Here is a 258-nt window from a genome sequence, read left to right on the forward strand (position 1 = left end):
TCACTACCCTGATGCTCGACGAGCGCGTGTTGCAGGCGGTGCGCGCCGGGCAGTTCCACGTCTACGCGGTGCGCGAGGTGGACGAGGCGCTGGCGCTGCTGGTGGGCAAGCCGGTCGGTGCCCAGGACGAGAAGGGACGCTTCCCGAAAGGCAGCGTGAACGATCTGGTCGTGGCGCGCTTGCAGGAGATATCCGAACTCGGCATGGAAGAGGACGACAAGGAAAAGGACAAGCCGGCGGAGAAAGAGACCGTCGCGG

At 65.5% G+C, this 258-nt stretch carries 1 pseudogene; it reads left to right on the forward strand.

From position 1 onward, the window contains the following. Positions 1-258, forward strand: a pseudogene (locus tag ACLJNW_RS26390) (hypothetical protein); the annotation flags it as partial.

This window comes from Salmonella sp. SAL4457 (assembly GCF_046548235.1).
Lineage (GTDB): Bacteria > Pseudomonadota > Gammaproteobacteria > Enterobacterales > Enterobacteriaceae > Salmonella > Salmonella enterica.